Below are 16732 nucleotides of genomic sequence, written 5' to 3'. Positions count from 1 at the left end.
GTTGCGGATGGCGCGGGCGTTCAGCGCGATGACGTTTCGCCCGACAGATACGACACGAACGCCTGCGTATATTTGGGCAGCGCATCGAACGATCGTGCGCAGAGCGTCAGCTTGCGGTGGCTCCACGCGTCGGACAGCTCGACGAGCCGCACGTCCATCGTCTGCATCGCGCGCTCGGCCGCGTGGCGCGACACGATGCCGATCCCCACGCCGCTTTCGATCACGCGGCAGATCGCATCGAAACTCTTCAGCTGCACACGGTAGCGGATCCGCTTGCCGAGCGCACGCGCCTGGTCCGCGAGATGGACCTGCAGCGCGCTGCCGTCGGTCAGTCCGATGAAATCCGCGTCGGCGATCTCGTCGAACGCGACCTTGTCGCGCGCGGCGAGCGGATGCCCGGCCGGCACGACCGCGATCAGCCAATCCTCGCGGAATGGCTTCTGCTCGAGCCCGCCGAGCCCGACCGAATCGGCGACGATGCCGACCTCGGCCGTCTTGTTGCGGATCGCGTGCACGATTTCCTGGCTCGAGCGCTCCTCGACGCTGATCGACAGTTTCGGATGATGCGGCAGGTACGCGGCGAGCGCGTCGGGCAGGTATTCGCTCAGCGAGGCCGTGTTGCAGAGCAGGCGGATATGCCCGCGCAGCCCCTGGCCGTATTGCTGCAGTTCGCCGCGCATGTGGTCGATCTGCTGCAGCACCGTGCGCGCGTGATGCTCGAGCGCGCGGCCGGCGTCGGTCACCTGCGCGCCGGACTTGCTCCGGTGCAGCAGCGGCACGCCGAGTTCGTCCTCCATCCCGCGAATGCGCTCGCTTGCTGCCTGCAGCGTGATGTGCGTGCGCTCGGCGCCGCCCGTGATCGTGCCGGCCTCGCAGATGTTCAGGAAGAGCCGCAGGTCGGTCAGGTCGAATCGCATGGCGGGGTGAGGGCGCGTAAGGATTGGTATGGCCGATAAGTTAGCAGGAACCGCCGCACCGGTCTCAGGCTGGGCCTGAGACCCCGTTCGCCGGTTCCGCATTTTCGGGGCGGGATCGATGCCGGATCATGGCCGCATATCAACCGGGGGAGACTGTCATGCGGGTCGATTCGTCGTGGGGTGTGTCGTTCAAGATCGCGTTGCACCTGCTGTTCCTGTGCATCGGGCTCGCGTGGGCCTGCGCGGAGCTGGTCGACTGGCTGCGTTGAGCGGGCACCCATCGCAGCCGCATCGGCTGTCCGATGCGGCTATATCGATATTGAAAGCCATTCGAAATTTCGGCCCATTGCGAAATTTCTTCCGCATCGCGCGCCAGAAACCGTCAAGTTTTCCCGAAATTGACCGTATTACCGGTAACGAGTGTCCGCCGGCGCCTGGTTCGTGATCGTTTGTCATGATTGTTTGCATCCGGTTACACGTCGGCCGTTCCGTTTTTGAGATGCTTGAAAGATTGTCAAACCGGAGTCGATCGTCCATGAAACAGCGCGAGATTTGCCGCAAGTCGGCGTGGCTGTCCGGCCTCGCCGCGGTGCTCGTCATGGCCGGTTGTGCCAGCACGCAGTCCGTCCCGCCGAGCGACACGCTGGCGGGATCGCCGTCGGGGCAGCCCGCCGCCGCACCGGCGGCCACGCCCGCGACGCCGCCGCCCGCGCCCATTCTCGTCGCGCAGAAGTACATGGTGAAACGCGGCGACACGCTGTCGGGCATCGCGTCCGCGAACGACTGCAGCGTCGCCGACCTGCGCACCTGGAACAAGCTCGATGGGCGCGGCAGGCTGCGCATGGGGCAGGTGCTCCGCATCGTTCGCCAGCAGCCGTTGCAGGCATCGGGCGCGAGTGGCAGCGCGCCGGCCGCGGCGCCGGCCGCCGCGAGCAATGCGGCGGGCGCCGCGCAGGCGAGCGCGTCGACGGCGAGCGACCGGCAGGTCGTGAAGGAAACCAGGCGGCACACGGGTGCGGTGGCGCTCACGTGGCCCGCGCGCGGCAAGATCGTCGACGCGTTCCGGCCGGGGCAGAACCGCGGCATCCAGATCGCCGGCCGGCCGGGCGACCCGGTTCGCGCGGCGGCCGACGGCCGCGTGATGTACGCGGGTAGCGGCCTGAACGATTACGGCACCCTGATCATCGTCCAGCACAACGCGGATTTCCTCACGGCCTATGCGCACAATCGCAAGCTGCTCGTGAAGACCGGCGACATCGTGCGCCGGGGCGACGAGATCGCCGAGATGGGCGACCTCGACAACTCGCGTGTCGCGCTGCTGTTCGAAGTGCGGCGCGACGGCAAGCCCGTCAATCCGATGCCGTACCTGCCTTCGTCGCAAGGGTGATGCAGGCCGCGCCGCTGGAACGCAGCGGCGCTCGCTGCTACGCTAGGGCCTGTTCATGTGCGTCCCGCCGCATGCGGGGCCGACGGACGTCTTCGGGGATGCGCGGCGTATGCCGTCGCGAGCCGGCCGTCGGCGTGAATGCGTGTGCATCGTCGATGCGCACGTATGTTGCTTCGTGCCACCGTTTCCGACAGAACACCCTTCACCCATGGAACACTCTCCGACACGCCGCTCGCTGTTGCTCGCCGCCGTCGCCGCGCCGTTCGTCGCCGCGTGCTCGTCGGCACCCGTCGCCGACCAGGGCCGCGCACATGCCGCCCAGGCCGAACTCGCCGCGCTCGAAAAAGCGTCGAACGGCCGGCTCGGCGTCGCCGCACTCGATACGTCGAGCGGCACGCGCATCGCGCATCACGCGCGCGAGCGCTTCCCGCTGTGCGGCACCTATGCGGTCGTCGCCGCCGCCGCGATACTCGCGCGCGGCTCGCTCGACGCGTCGCTGCTGCCGCGCCGCATCCTGTATCGCCGCTATGAAGTCGTGGCCGGCTCGCCGGTGACGGAAAGCCACGTCGACACGGGGATGACGATCGCGCAGCTCTGCACGGCGATGCTGCAGTCGGGCGACAAGGGCGCGGGGAACCTGCTGATGGGCGTGCTCGGCGGTCCGCAGGCCGTCACATCGTTCGCGCACGAAAGCGGCGACACCGCATTCCGGCTGGACCGCTGGGAACCCGAACTGAACCAGGCGGCGCCGCGCGACGAGCGCGATACGTCGACACCGGTCGCGATGGTCGACACGCTGCAGCGGTTGCTGCTCGGCGATACGCTGCGCGAGCCGCAGCGTGCGCAGCTCACGGAATGGATGACCGGCGGCGCGCGCGGCGCGACCGGAATCGCGGCCGGCGTGCCGCCGGGCTGGCGCATCGCGGACAAGACCGGCACCGGCGGTTACGGCACGACGACCGACGTCGCGGTGCTGTGGCCGCCGTCGCGCGCGCCGATCGTGCTGGCCGTGTCGTTCACGCAGCCGCGTGCCGACGCGGCGGCACGTGCGGACGTCGTCGCGTCGGCGGCGCGCATCGCGACGGGCGCGCTCGCCGCCACGGCCTGAGCGTCCGGTGCACCTCGCGTAAAGCGGGCGTTTGGCTTATCGTGTCGATCAGCGCGCGCCGGTGTCGGCGCGCGGCCTTGCCGCGCCTTCGTTGGGTGCGATCGATCCGTCTACCCCTTCGTCATGCGCCGACTTCCACCCCTGCACGCGCTGCAGATCTTCTCGACGGTGGCCCGCCACCGCAGCTTCACGCGCGCGGCCGAGCAGCTGTGCCTCACGCAGGGCGCGGTAAGCCGGCAGATCCAGACACTCGAGGCGCATTACGGCTTTCCGCTGTTCAAGCGGCACGCGAAGGGCCTCACGCTGACGGCGGAGGGCGAGCAACTGTTGCCGGTGGTCAACGAGAGCTTCGCGCGGATCGAGGACATCTCGATGAAGCTCACGCGGCAGCGCACCGATCTCGCGCTGAAGGTGCCGACTTGCGTGATGCGCTGGATGCTGCCGCGCATCATGCGCTTCCAGGGCGAGCATCCCGAGCTCCACGTGCAGATCACGACCGCGTGGCAGCACATCGTCGATTTCTCGACCGAGCCGTTCGACGCGGCGGTCGTCTACGGTACGTCGCCGGGCACCGGCGTGTTCGCGCTGCCGCTGTTCGACGAGCGCTTGACGCCGGTGTGCGCGCCCGAGCTGCGGCAGGCCGTGCCGCTCGACGCGGTCGGCGATCTCGCGCACCATACGCTGCTGCATCCGACGCGCGACCACCGCGACTGGCGCGCGTGGCTCGATCACGCGGGCGAGCGCGCCGTCGACGCGGAGCGCGGGCCGACCTTCGACACGCTCGATCTCGCGACGAATGCGGCGATGCAGGGCTTCGGCGTCGCGATCGGCGATGTGACGCTCGTCGACGACGACGTCGCCGCGCGCCGGCTCGAACGGCCGTTCGACATCGTGCTCGAGACCGGCGCCCGCTATTTCTTCGTCTATCCGGAGAGCATCGGCAGCCAGCAGAAGATCCGCGCGTTCAGCGACTGGATCGCCTGCCATCGCGACTGACGCGCGACGTCTCCTGCAGCAGGCGCTACTGGTACGTCACGACGGCGATCATCGGCGCATGCGCGTTGCCCGCACGGTCAGGTAAAACGATTGCGCGCGAGGCCTGCGTAAAGGTCGTGGTCTTGATCGTGCGCAGGCTGGCCGCGTCGACGAACGCGACTTGCCCGCTCGCCGGGCGCGGGCAGTCGGGGCGCACGTGCGCGTGCGCGGCGTCGGCCGTGTCGAGTGCGAACGAGCACGGCGGCTCGACGATCATGCCGGTGAAGTGGATGACGCCGGACGCGCCGGCGGCAAAAGACGAGGACGACGCCAGAAGCGAGGCAGCCAGGGCAAACGAGGCGGCAAACAGGCGATGCTTCATGACAGGCTCCAGAGAGGAAGCGCGTCGCAGCGGGGCAGCTCGAATGGCAGTCCGTCAACGCTGCGATGCTGTATGCGTAAACGGCAATTCCATTGGACCTCTTGAATGAAAGAACGGGAAATGACGGCAACGAGCAAATGACGCCGTATTCCTCCAATCAATTTATCTCAAATTTGTGCGGCCGCAAGTCAGGGTATTGCCGATGGCGTAAGCTCGCTGCAATCCGGCCAACGGACAGGGGTTTTGCAGGTGAATCGTTGAGAACTCAACGATTCGACGAGGGTGCGAATTGCGGGGTGCAGAAAGAAAAACGGCCGCTCGTGTGACGAGCGGCCGTTTCCGCATCGACGCGGGCGATGCGGCGGTCAGCCCGCGCGCTTGCGCATCGCGCCGACGATCACGAGCAGCACGATCGCGCCGATGATCGACGCGATCCAGCCGGCGCCCTGGCCCGGCGCATACCAGCCGGCAGCGCGGCCGACGTAGCCCGCGACGAGCGAGCCGACGACGCCGAGCACGACGGTCATCAGGATGCCCATTTTGTCGTCGCCGGGCTTGAGCGCACGGGCGAGGAGGCCGACGATGAGCCCGACCACCAGGGTTTCGATGAATTGCAGCATGAACGCCTCCCTATAGCTGTTGAGCTGTTGACGAAAGGAAATGGACCCGCGCGGCGCGCGAGGGTTCCATTCGGCGTGCGTGCCGGTGCATTGGCGCACCGACGCACGGGGTGCCGAGTATCGCACGCCCGCGCGTCGCACTCATGTCAGGCGACCGGATCGAGGCGGCGGTAGCCTTCGGTCGCGCGCAGCAGCGTGCGCGTGTAGTCGCGTGCGACCTGTCCGGCGCGCACGTCCTCGATCCGCAGCTGTTCGACGATCTCGCCATGCTGCATCACCGCGACGCGCTGGCACAGGAAGCCGATCACCGCGAGGTTGTGGCTCACGAGGATCATCGTCAGTTTGCGTTCGCGATGCAGGCGGCGCAGCAGGTTCAGGATTTCGGCCTGCACCGACACGTCGAGCGCGGACGTCGGCTCGTCGAGCAGCAACACGCGCGGCTCGACAATCAGCGCGCGCGCGATCGCGACACGCTGGCGCTGGCCGCCCGACAGCTGGTGCGGATAGCGGAAGCGGAACGACGGGCCGAGCCCGACTTCGGACAGCGCACGGGCGATGCGCGCGTCGGCGTCGTCGATCGCGTGGATCGACAGCGGCTCGCGCAGCGTCTGGTCCACCGTGAAGCGCGGATGCAGCGACGCGTACGGATCCTGGAACACCATCTGCACGTGGCGGCGAAATGCGCGATCGGGCGTGCCGCCGACGGGCCGCCCGTCGATCGACAGGCTGCCGCCCGCGAGCGGCACGAGGCCGGTCAGCGCGCGCAGCAGCGTCGACTTGCCGGAGCCCGATTCGCCGACGAGCCCGAACACCTCGCCGTCGCGTACCGCGAAGCTGGCATCGCGCACGGCGTCGACGTGACCCGTGCGGGTCGGGAAACGGATCGATGCGTGATCGACGTCGATCATCGTGCGGCCTCCTGCGGTATGTGAGCGGTCGGCGCGGGCGCAGCGGCGTCGAGCCACGCCGGATCGCGCCGCAGCACGGGCAGTTCGTCGGGCGGGTTCACGAGCGGCGGGTTCGCCGCGAGCAGCCCGCGCGTGTAGGGATGCGTCGCATCGCGCAGGTCGCGCGCGGCGCAGGTTTCGACCACGCGCCCCGCATACATCACCGCGACGCGATCGCAGAACGACATCACGAGCGGCAGGTCGTGGCTGACGAACATCAGGCCCGTGTTGTGCCGCGCGATCATCGCGTCGAGCACCGCGAGCACCTGCATCGACACCGCGACGTCGAGCGCGGAGGTCGGCTCGTCGGCGATCAGCAGGCGCGGGCCCGTCGACACCATCATCGCGATCATCACGCGCTGGCCCATGCCGCCCGACAGCTCGTGCGGATACGCATCGGCGACGCGCGCCGGGTCGCGGATCTGCACGGCCGCGAGCGCGTCGACGATCCGCTCGCGCAGCGCGCGGCCGCGCAGGCGCGGCTCGTGCCGCCGGAACGCTTCGCCCATCTGCTTCGCGACGGTCATCACCGGGTTCAGCGAATACTTCGGATCCTGCAGGATCATCCCCATCTGGCTGCCGCACAGGCGCCGGCGTTCGCTCGCGGACATCGCGAGCAGGTCCTGGCCCGCGAAGCGCATCGTGCGGGCCGACCAGCGCGCGGCTTCGGGCAGCAGGCCGAGCAGCGCGCGGCCCGTCAGCGACTTGCCGGAGCCCGATTCGCCGACGATGCCGAGCCGTTCGCCGGGCGCGAGCGTCAGCGACAGGTCGCGCACCGCGTCGGTGACGACGCCGTCGTGCCCGCGAAAGCCGATTTTCAGGCCGTCGATCTCGCAGAGCGGCGCGGGCGCGGTGGTGGAATTCATCGGCATGTCATGCTCCATGGCGGGGATCGAAGACGTCGCGCAGCCCGTCGCCGAGCAGGTTGAATGCGAGGCTCACGAGCAGGATGGCGATGCCGGGCAGCGTCGCGACCCACCACGCGTCGAGCAGCACGTTGCGGCCCGACGCGACCATGAAGCCCCACTCGGGGCTCGGCGGCTGCGCGCCGAGGCCGAGAAAGCCGAGGCCCGCGACGGTGAGGATGATGCCGGCCATGTCGAGCGTCGCGCGCACGATCACCGACGACATGCACAGCGGCATGATGTAGCGCAGCAGGATCCGCGGGCCCGACGCGCCTTGCAGCCGCGCGGCGTGGATGTAGTCGGCCTGCGCGATGCGGATCGTCTCCGCGCGCGCGAGCCGCGCATACGCGGGCCACGCGGTGATCGAGATCGCAACGACCGCGTTGATCACGCCGGGCCCGAGCGCGGCCGCGAATGCGAGCGCAAGCACGATCTTCGGGAACGCGAGCGCGATGTCGGTGATGCGCATCAGCACGCTGTCGACGAAGCCGCCGCAATAGCCGGCCGTCGTGCCGATCGCGAGGCCGATCGGCACGACGATCACGACGACGAGCATCGCAATGCCGAGCGTGAGGCGAGAGCCCGCGATCATCCGCGAAAGGATGTCGCGGCCGAGCTGGTCGGTGCCGAGCCAGTGCGATGCGGAGCCGGGCGGCAGCAGCCGGTCCGACAGCACCTGGCGCAGCGGATCGTGCGGCATGATCAGCGGGCCGACGATTGCGACCACGATCAGCGTCACCAGGATCGCGAGCCCGAACAGGTTGAGCGGATTGCCCGCGAAACGGCGCCAGCGGCGGTAGGCGAGGCCGAACGCGGCCTGCGAGCGCGACGCGGGCGCATCGGAAAGCAGCCACGCGCGCAGCGTGAGATGTTCGGCATTCATGGACGGGTGGCCTTCGGCATGGTCGGTGAAGGAAGCAGGATGGAAACGGTCATGTCGAAGCGGCCCTCAGCGCGCACGCGGATCGAACACACGGTACAGCGCGTCGGTCAGCAGGTTGACGGTGATGAACATCACGCCGATCACGAGCGTCGCGCCGAGCACGGCATTCATGTCGGCGTTCAGGAGCGCGCCGGTCAGGTACGAGCCGAGCCCCGGCCACGCGAACACGATCTCGGTCAGCACCGAGCCTTCGAGCAGGTTGCTGTACGTGAGCGCGATCACGGTGAGCAGCGGCACCGCGATGTTGCCGAACGCATGCCGCCAGATGACGCGCCGCTCGGACAAGCCCTTCGCGCGCGCGGTGACGATGTATTCCTGGCTCAGCTGGTCGAGCATGAACGAGCGCGTCATCCGGCTCAGGTACGCGACCGAGTAGTAGCCGAGGATCGCGGCCGGCAGCGCGATGTGCGACACCGCGTTGCGGAACACGTCCCACTCGCCCGCGAGCGCCGAGTCGATCAGCAGGCTGCCCGTGCGCGGGTCGACCATCCCGTCGTACACCGGATCGAGCCGGCCGGGGCCGCCGACCCAGTGCAGCCGCGCATAGAACAGCAGCAGCCCCATCAGCCCGAGCCAGAATACCGGCACCGAATTGCCGATCAGGCCGACGAAGCGTGCGATGTGGTCGATCGGCCGGTTGTGCTTCACCGCGGCCGCGACGCCGAGCGGCACGCCGATCGCGATGCCGATCACCGTCGCGATCGTCGCGAGTTCGAGCGTGGCGGGGAACACGCGCCTGATGTCGTCGAGCACCGGGTTCGACGTCAGCAGCGACATGCCGAGATTGCCGTGCAGCACGTCGCGCGCGTAGATCAGGAACTGCGTGACGAGCGGCTTGTCGAGGCCGAGCGCGATGCGCTCGGCCGCGTAGGCCTCGGCCGACGCGCGATCGCCGAGGATCGCGAGCACGGGATCGATCGGCACCTTGCGGCCGATCACGAACGTCAGCGCGAGCAGCCCTGTGAACGTGACGGCGAGCGTGAGCGCCCAGCGCAGCACGCGTAGCACCCAGCGCACGGCCGGGCGCCGCGCGGGCAGCGTGCGCAGTGCTTCGAGGGAGGAGGCGGGAGTCGACATGCGGCGAACCTTATTGCTTCTTCAGGTTACGGTACGACACGAGGTCGTTGATCGGCCCGACTTCGAGCCCGCTCACGCCGGGTCGCGTCGCGACCTGCGCGACCTTCTCGAACATGATCACGAACGGCGAGCGCGCGAGCATTTCCTTCTGCATCGCCTGGTACCGCTGCGCGCGTTGCGCGGCGGTCGGCTCGGCGAGCGCGGCGTCGGTTTCCTTCGTCAGTTGCGGAATGTCCCAGCTGTTGCGCCAGGCCAGCATCTTGTAGCTCGACTTGTCGGAGTTGTCGGGGTTCCATGCGAAACCCTGCGCGTTGCTGTGCGGGTCGATGTAGTCGGCCGACCATTCGCCGATGTAGATGTCGTGCTGGCGCGCGCGGTATTTCGCGAGCGTCTGCTTGTTGTCGCCGGGGATCAGCTGCACCTTGACGCCCGCCTGCGCGAAGTTCGCCTGCACGGCCTGCGCGATCTCCGTGTACGGATAGTCGTTGCGCACGTCCATCGTCACCGAGAAGCCGTTCGGCACGCCGGCCTTCGCGAGCAGCGCCTTCGCCTTCGCGACGTCGAGCTTGTACGGATTCGCATTCAGCGTGCCGAGGAAGCCTTCGGGCAGGAAGGTCTGGTGCACCTTGTAGGTCGTCTTCACGACGTTGGCCTGGAGGCCCGCATAGTCGACCAGCCACTTGAGCGCTTCCTGCACGTCGGGCTTCGCGAGCGTCGGGTTCTTCGTGTTCAGGCCGAGATACAGCAGCGTCGCTTGCGGCGAGGCCGTGACTTTCGCCTTGCCCGATTTCACGACCGACGCGAGATCGTCCGGGCTCAGGTCGCGCGCCGCGTCGACGTCGCCGTTTTCCAGCAGCAGTCGCTGGCTCGCCGCTTCGGGCACGTGGCGCAGCACGATGCGCTTCATCGCGAGCGGCAGCCGGTAGCCGTCGAAGCGTTGCAGCACGATGCTGTCGCTGGGCGACCACTTGACGAGCTTGTACGCGCCGGAGCCGGCCTCGTTGGTCTTCAACCACGCGTTGCCGAAGTCGTTGCCCTGCTGGTGCGACAGCAGCAATTTCTTGTCGAGCACCGACGCGGGCCACGAGCCGAGCACGTTGAGCACAAAGGTCGGCGCGTATTTGTGATCGGTCGTGATCGACACCGTCTGGTCGTCCAGCTTCTTCACGTTCGCCACGACGTTGGCCTTCGTGAGCCCGATGCCGGTCAGCACCGCGGCCGGTCCCTTGTCGAGCAGCACCGCGCGCTGGATCGACCATGCGACGTCGTCGGCCGTCAGCGGGTTGCCCGAGTGGAACTTGAGGCCCGAGCGCAGCTTGAACGTATAGGTCAGGCCGTCGGCGCTCACCGTCCACGACTGCGCGACGTCGCCGTTGAATTTCGACGGATCGCGCAGGTCCACGCGCACGAGCCGGTCGTACGTGTTCGCGACGTACTCCTCAGGCACCAGCTCGTAGATTTCGCCCGGATCGAGCGTCGTGAATTCGTCGAGCAGCGTGGCCATCACGAACATGTCCTTCGGCGTTTCCGCATGGGCGGTGGAAAGCGGAACGGCGGCGAACAGGGACGCGGCGGCCAGCGCCGCGACGAGCCGGGAGGTCGGGAATTTCATGGGCGCTTCTCCATCTGTCGTTTGAGTCGTTGAACGTGAACCTGCATGAAAAAGGGGGCGTGCAGCATCGTTACATCAGGCGCCACGGGCCGCTCGCCGCGTTGTCGATCTGCGGCAGCGCGTGCGAACCGGGCAGCTCGTAGTGCCACCACTCGCTGTCGATATGCGCGAAGCCGGCCGCATGCATGACGCCGAGCAGCAGCAGCCGGTTGCGTTGCACGTGCTCGGGCAACCCCGCGTGAAAGTGGCCCGACGCGGCCACCATCTCGTCGAAGCCGGTGCCCATGTCGAGCGGCTCGCCGTTCGCGCCGACGAGCGTCAGGTCCAGCGCGGTGCCGCGGCTGTGGTTCGACCCGCGGCCGAGATCGGCGACGAAGTTCGGATCCGGCAGGAAATCCCACAGCACCTGCTGCGCCTCCGGCGGCCGGTATGCGTCGTAGATGCGCAGCGTGAAGCCGGCCTGCGCGGCGACGTCGACCGCGCGGCGCAGCGCGGCTTCGGCCGGCTCGAGCAGCAGACAGTGCGCGTTGCGGTAGATCGGCTTGCCGGTCAGGTTGTGCTCGGTCGCGTAGACGAGATCGATCTCGATGCGATGCGTGGCGGGCGTGATTTCGACGAGACGGTGATGGTTCATCGGCGGTCCGGTTGACTCAGGATTCGAATTGGTCGAACGTGCGCTGCAGTTCGCGATTGCGCGCGACGCGCCGGTCGACCGCGGGACCGAGGCGGTCGACCACGGCGGTGATCAGCAGGTTGAACAGGCAGGTGAGCGGCGCGAGCGAATCCCAGAACTGGCCGACGTCGGTCTTCACCTGCAGCAGGTCGGCCGGCCATTCGCGCGCCCACGGGCAATACAGATCGGTGACCAGCGCGAACGGCTGGCCGCGTTCGGCGGCGGCCTGGCAATAGCGGCGCGCGCTGCGCGAATACGCGCGCGTGTCGGTGACGATGCAGTACGGCCGTTCGAACTCGGAATTCAGCGAATCGACGTACGAGCCCGACTGGCCGTCGGAATAGAACACGCGTGGGCGCAGGTATTCGAGATAGCTGCTGAACGCATTGCTGATGCCGCGGGTCGACTGGATGCCGAGGATGAATACGGCATCGGCATGCGCGATCCGGTCCGCGACCTGCGCGAACACCGGTTCTTCGGCGAGCCGGTACACGTGGCGGATCGCGTCGAGCTCGCGGTCGAGCGACGACGCGAGCGTGCCGCTGCTGCGATCGCTGTCGCCTTCGCCGGCGATCGTTTGCGTGGCGGCGGCGCGGCGGTACTCGTCGAGGCGGTCGGTGATCATCCACGGGCGATCGCCGTCGCCACGCAGTTCGCGTTTCAGGTCGTCGAGATTCCGGTAACCGACGCTGCGCAGGAACCGCCCGACCGAAATGCCGCTGGTGCCGGTCTGCTGCGCGATCTGGTCGGCGGTTTCGAGGCCGAGCCGATCGAGGTTCGCGAGCATGTAGCTCGCGATACGCTTCGCGGTCGGCGTCAGATCGGCAAAGCGGGATTCGACGGTATGGGCGAATGCACAGGTCATCGGGCTGTTAGATCGTTGTCATTGGATGATTCTTTGACATCTATCTAACAAAGCCAAAATCATTGGCGCCAGCGAATAAAAACTATCGTTTGCCAGAGGATGATAGGGGCGGACGTGCGCGTCCGACGAGAGGATCGCGATGGGCAACGGAGAAATTGTTCCTGTCACGCATAATTCGCGTTCATGCTGACAGGGATAATTTGCCGGGGCGCTTCGCCGCGCGGCGCCTCGACGACATGCCGCGCGCTCGAAGCCGGGCACGCGAGCGTTCGACGTTGCCCATCGACTACTGCTGCATGTCCGACGTCTCGCGCAGCCGCCAGATCGCATTGCACTGCTGGCCGCCGAGGCTCGTCGAGCGCAGCGTGATGACGGTGCCGGCCGCGATCTGATACCAGAAATGCGTCATCAGTTCGGTGCCCTTGCGTTGCGCCTGTCCATCGATCAGCACCTCGCATCGCAGCGGCGACGGCGTGCCGGACGGATGCGTGATGTACACGTTCAGTCGCGCGATGTCGCGGGTCGCGGTCAACACGATCTCGTGGTTCGCGCTGCCGACGAGCATCGTGCCGCCCGGTTCGTCGATCGCCTGCAGGTACGCGCCCGCGCTGCGCTCGACCGCGGCGGAAGTGACGGTCAGCCCGGCCGAACGCACGAATCCGGTCGCGGCGATGCTGGCGGCAGCCGTGTCGGATGGCGACGGCGTGCCGTCCGACAGCGCGAACGGCACGCCGTCGCGCAATGCGGCGTCGACGTGGTTCGCGTAGTAGCGCCAGCGGTCGAGGAAGCGAATGTCGCCGGTCATGTGCAGCGCGCGGATCGGTTCGCCCTGATAGCGCAGTGTCGTGGTGCCGTTGCGCGCGTCGAACGATTCGTGAATGCCGTTCTTGCTGACGAAGTTCTGGACCGGGTCGAGCAACGCGGTTTCGCCGCGTGCGCCCCACAGGTGCAGGAACGTCGTGTCGATCCCGAAGCATTCCTGGAAGTCGGTGCCGATGCGGGCGACGCAGTCGCGCAGGTGCGCCGCGAAGCGCGCCCACGCGGTGGCCGTGCCGGCGACGAGTCCGGCCTGCAGCGCACCGCCGTGACGCGTCTGCACCTCGTCGACGACGAGGCGCCAATGCGCGTCGCGCCGCTCACCGATCAGCGGCGTGACCACGAACGTGCAGAACAGCGGGTCGGGGCACGCATACAGGCGATCGTCGGCGATCCGGGAGAACAGGTCGAAGGAGGGCGCGCAGAACCAGATGTCCGCGTCGTACAGCGCGAGTTTCGTGATGTGCGGATTGCGCGCGCAATAGCCGGCGGCCTCGATGAAGCGGCCGACCGGGAGCGCATGCGCGCTCGACGCTTCGATCACGTCGACCGACTGGCTTTCCAGGATGCGCCGCTTGTGCTCGGACAGCCCGTAGCCGATGACGGCCACCTGTCCGTCGTAACCCGTGTGCCGCAGCGACAGCAGGAACGGCACGAGCATCTCGTACCACGCGCGGTTGTTGTCGTTGATCGCCACGCAGACCGCGTGCCCGTTCGAATGCATGGTGCCTCCCGTCGCGCGTGCGCGGCTCAATAGCCGACGTGACGCTCGCAGACGACCGCGCCGCAGCCGCGGCTGTCGTGATACGTGATGTGAAACTGCTTGTTGTCCCACAGCCATTGGAATACGGCCTGGTAGACGCCCGACGTGTTCATGTCGTGCAGCACGATCTTCTTGCGCGCGAGCGGGCCGAACCGGTTCAGTTCGGCGAGCGTCTGCTCGTACGTGTGCGTGGTGTCGATGAACAGCAGGTCGGATGCAAGCGGCTCCATCGCGAGATCGTCGGCGATCCTGAATTCGAAGTCGATCGCCAGTTCATTCGCCGCGTGCTTCAGCTCATCCTGGATGTGGAAATACTGATCGGTGATGTCGACCGACACCAGCCGCTTCGGCTGCGCGAGCATGAAGGCCGTCGTGGTCAGGCCGGTGAATACGCCCAGCTCGACGACGCTGTCGCATCCTTCCGCAGTGCGGGTGTAGAAGTCGAAGCGCGACGGGCTGTCGCCGAGCCAGCCGATCGGTTCGATCTTGTACTGGAGAAATTCCAGGCGCAGTTCTTGTAATGAGCGCATTGCGTGGTCCCCGAGCGAAGCATATTGGATGATGGATGCACCCGCGCGCCGGCGTCGCCGGCCGCGCGGGCAGCCGGCCTTATTTTGCCAGCGTCCGGTACGACACGAGGTCGTTGATCGGCCCGATCTCCGGCCCGGTCGTGCCGGGGCGCGTCGCGACCTGCACGACCTTCTCGAACATGATGACGAACGGCGAGTTCGCGAGCACGGCCTTCTGCAGCGCCTCGTAACGCTGCGCGCGCTTCGCGGGCGACGGCTCGACGAGCGCGGCCTCGGTGTCCTTCGTCAGTTGCGGGATGTCCCAGCTGTTGCGCCATGCGAGCATCTTCGTCTTCGACTGGTCGGAATTGTCAGGATTCCAGGCGAAGCCGCGCGCGTTGCTGTTCGGGTCCATGTAGTCCGGCGACCATTCGCCGATGAAGATGTCGTGCTGGCGCGCGCGATACTTGCCGATCGCCTGCTTCGCATCGCCCGGAATCAGCTTCACGCGGATGCCGCCCTGCGCGAAGTTCGCCTGGAGTGCCTGTGCGATCTCGAGGTACGGATAATCGTTCGGCATGTCCATCGTCACGTCGAATCCGTTCGGCAAGCCGGCCTTCGCGAGCAGCGCCTTCGCCTTCGCGACGTTGAGCTTGTACGGGTTCGAATTCAGCGTGCCGAGGAAGCCTTCGGGCAGGAAGGTCTCGTGCACTTTGTATGTCGTGCTGACGATGTTGCGCTGGATGCCGTCGTAGTCGACCAGCCACTTCATCGCCTGTTGCACGTCGGGTTTCGCGAGATTCGGGTTCTTCGTATTCAGGCTCAGGTACAGCAGCGCGGACACCGGCCACGACGCGACCTTGATCTTGCCGGCCTTGGTCAGCGAGGCGAGGCTGTCGGGGCTCAGGTTGCGCGCGGCGTCGACGTCGCCGTTTTCCAGCAGCAACCGCTGCGCGGATGCCTCGGGCACGTGGCGCAGTACGACGCGTTTCATCGGGTACGGCGCGCGGTACTTGTCGAAACGCTGCAGCACGATGCTTTCGTTCGGCGTCCACTTGACGAGCTGGTACGGGCCCGAGCCAGCGTCGTTGGTCTTCAGCCAGGCGCTGCCGAAATCGCTGCCCTGCTGGTGCGACATCAGCAGCTTCTTGTCGAGCACCGACGCCGGACACGCGCTCAGCACGTTGAGCACGAAGCTCGGCGCGTACTTGTGGTCGGTTTCGAGCACGAAGGTCTGCGGGTCGACCGCGCGCACCTTCTGCATCACGTTCGCCTTCGTGAGGCCGAGATCGGCGAGCACGCCGGCCGGGCCCTTGTCGAGCAGGATGGTGCGCTGCAGCGACCACGCGACGTCGTCGGCGGTGACCGGGTTGCCGGAGTGGAACGTGAGACCGGGGCGCAGCTTGAACGTGTAAGTGACGCCGTCGGCGCCGACCGACCAGGATTGCGCGATCTGCCCGTCGAAGCGCGTCGGGTCCTTCAGGTCGACCCGCACGAGCCGTTCGTAGGTGTTCGCGACGTACTCGGACGGCACGAGCTCGTAGATTTCGCTCGGATCGAGGGTCGTGAATTCGCCGAGCTGGGTGGCGACGACGAAGATGCCGGGCGGCGTCGCGGCCTGCGCCGGCAGCGCCGGAACAAGCGCGACGAGCGCGGCGCTGACGAACAGCCGGGACAGCAGGTGCTTCATGCGGGCTCCGTTGAAAGGGAATCGTGGTGCGATTCTCTCATCGACGGCGGCCCGGATGAAAAAATTCGACGGACGCGCATGACGGCGCCCGGGTGACGTGGCTTGCGGGCCGGGCGGAGCGCCCGGCGCCGGTGGCGGTCAGATCACGCAGCGCGCGATCGCGAAGCGCATCGCTTCCTCGGCCGGCTCGCTGCCCGAGCCGCGCACGACTTTGACGACGGACCCGTTGCCCGACGGCGTGAGCGTGACGAAATACGAGCGCGACCCGACGGTGATGTCGGTCACGCCGTTGTGCTGCGACTGCGCGGTGCCGGACAGGCGGCTGTCGAGGCAGTTGGCGATCGCGTGGGCCGGGCGCGCGGACGACACGTAGATCATCGGTGCCGAGCCGGACGCGGCCGAATCGGACGAGGGCGCCGAGCCGCAGGCGGCGAGCAGGGCGGCGGGAAGGAGCAGCAGGAATCGTTTCATGATCGGGATCGTCGTGTGTCTCGTGTCGAGGCTGGGGCGCGGGGTACGCGAAACGCGGAGCTTCGCGACGAA

At 67.4% G+C, this 16732-nt stretch carries 17 protein-coding genes; 3 read left to right on the top strand and 14 right to left on the bottom strand.

From position 1 onward, the window contains the following. Window positions 1-20: 20 nt before the first annotated feature. Complete coding sequence (locus tag BTE28158_RS02270; protein WP_124623091.1) at window positions 21-917, bottom strand: LysR family transcriptional regulator; 897 nt, start codon at window positions 915-917, stop codon at window positions 21-23. A 535-nt stretch (window positions 918-1452) separates the two neighbouring features. Here BTE28158_RS02270 and BTE28158_RS02265 point away from each other — a divergent pair. The 3 genes from BTE28158_RS02265 to BTE28158_RS02255 all read left to right on the top strand — a co-directional run bounded on the left by BTE28158_RS02265 (window position 1453) and on the right by BTE28158_RS02255 (window position 4408). Continuing rightward, a complete protein-coding gene (locus BTE28158_RS02265; protein WP_174919650.1) occupies window positions 1453-2304 on the top strand; it encodes a peptidoglycan DD-metalloendopeptidase family protein in 852 nt (283 codons plus the stop codon). Window positions 2305-2512: 208 nt separating this feature from the next. Next, on the top strand, window positions 2513-3412 hold the full coding sequence (gene bla / locus BTE28158_RS02260) for a class A beta-lactamase (RefSeq protein ID WP_059684794.1): 900 nt from the start codon (window positions 2513-2515) through the stop codon (window positions 3410-3412). Between the two features lie 123 nt (window positions 3413-3535). Continuing rightward, window positions 3536-4408: a LysR substrate-binding domain-containing protein gene (locus BTE28158_RS02255; RefSeq protein WP_151048775.1), complete on the top strand. Its 873-nt coding sequence runs from the start codon at window positions 3536-3538 to the stop codon at window positions 4406-4408. Between the two features lie 25 nt (window positions 4409-4433). On the opposite strand, the gene BTE28158_RS02250 is transcribed toward BTE28158_RS02255, so the two are convergent. The 13 genes from BTE28158_RS02250 to BTE28158_RS02190 all read right to left on the bottom strand — a co-directional run bounded on the left by BTE28158_RS02250 (window position 4434) and on the right by BTE28158_RS02190 (window position 16660). Continuing rightward, window positions 4434-4769, bottom strand: a complete 336-nt coding sequence (locus BTE28158_RS02250) for a type 1 fimbrial protein (protein WP_151048776.1) — start codon at window positions 4767-4769, stop codon at window positions 4434-4436. 365 nt (window positions 4770-5134) lie between these two features. Continuing rightward, window positions 5135-5389, bottom strand: coding sequence for a GlsB/YeaQ/YmgE family stress response membrane protein (locus BTE28158_RS02245; protein WP_059607170.1), 255 nt, complete (start codon window positions 5387-5389; stop codon window positions 5135-5137). Window positions 5390-5535: 146 nt separating this feature from the next. Continuing rightward, on the bottom strand, window positions 5536-6297 hold the full coding sequence (locus tag BTE28158_RS02240) for an ABC transporter ATP-binding protein (RefSeq protein ID WP_059607172.1): 762 nt from the start codon (window positions 6295-6297) through the stop codon (window positions 5536-5538). After that, window positions 6294-7208 carry an ABC transporter ATP-binding protein gene (locus BTE28158_RS02235; protein ID WP_059607174.1) on the bottom strand — a complete coding sequence of 305 codons (915 nt, stop codon included), beginning with the start codon at window positions 7206-7208 and terminating at the stop codon, window positions 6294-6296. The genes BTE28158_RS02240 and BTE28158_RS02235 overlap by 4 nt, the downstream gene beginning before the upstream one ends. Window position 7209: 1 nt before the next feature. Further along, window positions 7210-8124 carry a nickel transporter permease gene (gene nikC / locus BTE28158_RS02230; RefSeq protein ID WP_151048777.1) on the bottom strand — a complete coding sequence of 305 codons (915 nt, stop codon included), beginning with the start codon at window positions 8122-8124 and terminating at the stop codon, window positions 7210-7212. A gap of 66 nt (window positions 8125-8190) precedes the next feature. Beyond that, window positions 8191-9261, bottom strand: a complete 1071-nt coding sequence (locus tag BTE28158_RS02225) for an ABC transporter permease (protein ID WP_124623079.1) — start codon at window positions 9259-9261, stop codon at window positions 8191-8193. 10 nt (window positions 9262-9271) lie between these two features. Continuing rightward, a complete protein-coding gene (locus tag BTE28158_RS02220) occupies window positions 9272-10873 on the bottom strand; it encodes an ABC transporter substrate-binding protein (RefSeq protein ID WP_059607180.1) in 1602 nt (533 codons plus the stop codon). A 70-nt stretch (window positions 10874-10943) separates the two neighbouring features. After that, on the bottom strand, window positions 10944-11507 hold the full coding sequence (gene ddpX, locus BTE28158_RS02215) for a D-alanyl-D-alanine dipeptidase (protein WP_059607182.1): 564 nt from the start codon (window positions 11505-11507) through the stop codon (window positions 10944-10946). Between the two features lie 16 nt (window positions 11508-11523). Then, on the bottom strand, window positions 11524-12411 hold the full coding sequence (gene sapR / locus BTE28158_RS02210; RefSeq protein WP_151048778.1) for a sap1 transcriptional regulator SapR: 888 nt from the start codon (window positions 12409-12411) through the stop codon (window positions 11524-11526). A 286-nt stretch (window positions 12412-12697) separates the two neighbouring features. After that, window positions 12698-13951, bottom strand: coding sequence for a hypothetical protein (locus tag BTE28158_RS02205; protein WP_151048779.1), 1254 nt, complete (start codon window positions 13949-13951; stop codon window positions 12698-12700). A 26-nt stretch (window positions 13952-13977) separates the two neighbouring features. Further along, a complete protein-coding gene (locus tag BTE28158_RS02200) occupies window positions 13978-14520 on the bottom strand; it encodes a class I SAM-dependent methyltransferase (protein WP_124623074.1) in 543 nt (180 codons plus the stop codon). Between the two features lie 79 nt (window positions 14521-14599). Then, complete coding sequence (locus tag BTE28158_RS02195) at window positions 14600-16189, bottom strand: ABC transporter substrate-binding protein (protein ID WP_124904131.1); 1590 nt, start codon at window positions 16187-16189, stop codon at window positions 14600-14602. Window positions 16190-16327: 138 nt separating this feature from the next. Beyond that, a complete protein-coding gene (locus tag BTE28158_RS02190; protein WP_059607188.1) occupies window positions 16328-16660 on the bottom strand; it encodes a hypothetical protein in 333 nt (110 codons plus the stop codon). Window positions 16661-16732 lie beyond the last annotated feature (72 nt).

This window comes from Burkholderia diffusa (genome assembly GCF_902499115.1).
In the GTDB taxonomy this organism is placed as follows: domain Bacteria; phylum Pseudomonadota; class Gammaproteobacteria; order Burkholderiales; family Burkholderiaceae; genus Burkholderia; species Burkholderia diffusa.
This window is presented reverse-complemented; position numbering and strand designations above follow the sequence as displayed.

What these genes read in the sequence shown, in the direction of transcription:
- BTE28158_RS02265 (WP_174919650.1), top strand. Translation starts at nt 1,453, where the DNA reads ATGAAACAGCGCGAGATTTGCCGCAAGTCGGCGTGGCTGTCCGGCCTC.
- nikC (WP_151048777.1), bottom strand. Translation starts at nt 8,124, where the DNA reads ATGAATGCCGAACATCTCACGCTGCGCGCGTGGCTGCTTTCCGATGCG.
- BTE28158_RS02240 (WP_059607172.1), bottom strand. Translation starts at nt 6,297, where the DNA reads ATGATCGACGTCGATCACGCATCGATCCGTTTCCCGACCCGCACGGGT.
- bla (WP_059684794.1), top strand. Translation starts at nt 2,513, where the DNA reads ATGGAACACTCTCCGACACGCCGCTCGCTGTTGCTCGCCGCCGTCGCC.
- sapR (WP_151048778.1), bottom strand. Translation starts at nt 12,411, where the DNA reads ATGACCTGTGCATTCGCCCATACCGTCGAATCCCGCTTTGCCGATCTG.
- BTE28158_RS02220 (WP_059607180.1), bottom strand. Translation starts at nt 10,873, where the DNA reads ATGAAATTCCCGACCTCCCGGCTCGTCGCGGCGCTGGCCGCCGCGTCC.
- BTE28158_RS02190 (WP_059607188.1), bottom strand. Translation starts at nt 16,660, where the DNA reads ATGAAACGATTCCTGCTGCTCCTTCCCGCCGCCCTGCTCGCCGCCTGC.
- BTE28158_RS02255 (WP_151048775.1), top strand. Translation starts at nt 3,536, where the DNA reads ATGCGCCGACTTCCACCCCTGCACGCGCTGCAGATCTTCTCGACGGTG.
- BTE28158_RS02195 (WP_124904131.1), bottom strand. Translation starts at nt 16,189, where the DNA reads ATGAAGCACCTGCTGTCCCGGCTGTTCGTCAGCGCCGCGCTCGTCGCG.
- BTE28158_RS02225 (WP_124623079.1), bottom strand. Translation starts at nt 9,261, where the DNA reads ATGTCGACTCCCGCCTCCTCCCTCGAAGCACTGCGCACGCTGCCCGCG.
- BTE28158_RS02205 (WP_151048779.1), bottom strand. Translation starts at nt 13,951, where the DNA reads ATGCATTCGAACGGGCACGCGGTCTGCGTGGCGATCAACGACAACAAC.
- BTE28158_RS02250 (WP_151048776.1), bottom strand. Translation starts at nt 4,769, where the DNA reads ATGAAGCATCGCCTGTTTGCCGCCTCGTTTGCCCTGGCTGCCTCGCTT.
- BTE28158_RS02200 (WP_124623074.1), bottom strand. Translation starts at nt 14,520, where the DNA reads ATGCGCTCATTACAAGAACTGCGCCTGGAATTTCTCCAGTACAAGATC.
- BTE28158_RS02235 (WP_059607174.1), bottom strand. Translation starts at nt 7,208, where the DNA reads ATGCCGATGAATTCCACCACCGCGCCCGCGCCGCTCTGCGAGATCGAC.
- BTE28158_RS02270 (WP_124623091.1), bottom strand. Translation starts at nt 917, where the DNA reads ATGCGATTCGACCTGACCGACCTGCGGCTCTTCCTGAACATCTGCGAG.
- ddpX (WP_059607182.1), bottom strand. Translation starts at nt 11,507, where the DNA reads ATGAACCATCACCGTCTCGTCGAAATCACGCCCGCCACGCATCGCATC.
- BTE28158_RS02245 (WP_059607170.1), bottom strand. Translation starts at nt 5,389, where the DNA reads ATGCTGCAATTCATCGAAACCCTGGTGGTCGGGCTCATCGTCGGCCTC.